Genomic DNA, 1,728 nt, shown 5'->3' on the forward strand with positions numbered 1-1,728 from the left:
GGATGGCCTGCTGGCGCCACGGCCCCGGGTCGCCCGCCGCCTCCGCCCGCATCCAGCCTGTCTTGCGCCGCTCAGGGCCGAGCAGCCCATCGAGGAACCCACCAGCCGATGCCGCCACCCGGTCCTGGGTGAACAAGGGACGGATCCGCGCCTTGATGTCGCGCGGCGACAACGCCCACAGCTCCAGCGTCGTCTCGATCGATGCACCGCTCAACAGTCCACCCCTCGGCAAAGGCGAACAACGCGTCAGCTCCAGAAGAGTGCAGCTGTATTGCTAGCTACTGCGTCGCGCGCACTCGTCGCATTTGGGCAAGCCACCGATCGCTATCAATGATGCCTTGGTCGAGTGCGGCGTAGAACTGGGCGTGGAATGCTGCGGCATCGGCCGGCTCCGCGTTGCGCAGACCAGCCTGCGCCAGCCACCACGCTAGTGGTTGGCGTGCAGCGCGAAGCTGACGATAGCGCGTAGCGAAGTCCGCAAGGTTGTACTCCAGATTGATGCGGCGCGGGTCCGCCAGAATTTCCTGAAGCCAACCGCGGTAGGGGCCGAGATGCGGTTCATCGTAGAAAACCAGCTTCAGCGCGGTTTCGTAGAAATCATTCGGCTCATGTGCCGGCCAGGACAGGGCAATCGCGCCTGGCCTGATCGGTAGTTGACCGAATTGCAACACAGACCGGCGCGCGGCCCGGTCCTGCCAGGCGGTAATCGGATCAAGCAGAGCTGCGTCATTGGTTCGGCGCATGAGGTTGACGAACTCATTCTTTGGCACCGGGAAGTCGAGGACCGAGATCAGCCAGCCCCGATTGGTCGGCCAGACACCCCAGATGCCCGTTGCAGCCAGCGCGTTATGCGCGAGGTGGATGCAGTTGTCCTGGAATAGGCTCCAGCGGAATTCGCGACGTCCACTCCGGTACGGAGCGTTCTCGGCATTCAGGAAGTCGATCATCGCCAGCAACTGTGGCCGTGTCATCGCAACGCGCGCGCAGTAGCGACCGCGCCCGAAGCCAACGCCATAATCGGTGGCAACGGAAACCTCGTACTTGTACTTCTCTGGTGAGGTGCCCGGTGGCATGTCGGCAAAGACCCAGGGATGGAACTCGATCCCATCAAGGAGCCCGCTCTGTTGTACCTCAGCCTGAAGCGCACGATACCGATCGCGCGTCAGTCGTTCTCCGGGCTGCAGGTTGCCGTTGAAGAAGAGCTCGCGACCGGGAACAGCAATCCATTTCGCATTGCGAAAATGCTCGTTCATGCTGATGCCAACTCCGTCTGTCGTCTCCGCGTCCGGATCGCCGCAGGGCCGTAACAGCTGTTGGTCCGAGCCGGTACTGCGGCAGGCGCCTCTCACATAGAAGGCGGCGTGGCCGCCGATCTCACCGCGGATTTCGGCGCCGAACCCGGGCTTCTTCTTGACCTGGGAGAGTGCACAAAACTCGGCGTAGATCGAATAGACGGTGGCATAGCTGCTCTCTGGGTCACTCGTTCCAGGACGCGTGAAGTCGACCACGCTGCAAGCAGTCAGCCACAAGGCCGCTAAAGGGGCAGTGAGGCGCAGGCGTTTCATCCATCTGCATACTGACACAGATCCGCTCCTGTCGTGGCTGCTGCTATGGCATACTAGGCCCCGTTAGCGCCTGAACGCTGCGGCGTTGATGGCGTTGGGCCGCCTTTGTGAAGGGGCGGCAGTGGTTCTCACGGATGAGCAATGGGCGGTGCTGGAGCCGCTG

General features: G+C 62.6%; 1 protein-coding gene and 1 pseudogene. Both read right to left on the minus strand.

Translation table 11 applies throughout. The annotated features are described in order from the left end of the window. A pseudogene (locus E2C06_RS36315) lies at positions 1 to 214 on the minus strand (IS701 family transposase); the annotation flags it as partial. A 64-nt stretch (positions 215 to 278) separates the two neighbouring features. Further along, positions 279 to 1,565: a hypothetical protein gene (locus E2C06_RS36320; RefSeq protein WP_133293364.1), complete on the minus strand. Its 1,287-nt coding sequence runs from the start codon at positions 1,563 to 1,565 to the stop codon at positions 279 to 281. Positions 1,566 to 1,728 lie beyond the last annotated feature (163 nt).

The organism is Dankookia rubra (genome assembly GCF_004355005.1).
Lineage (GTDB): Bacteria > Pseudomonadota > Alphaproteobacteria > Acetobacterales > Acetobacteraceae > Paracraurococcus > Paracraurococcus ruber_A.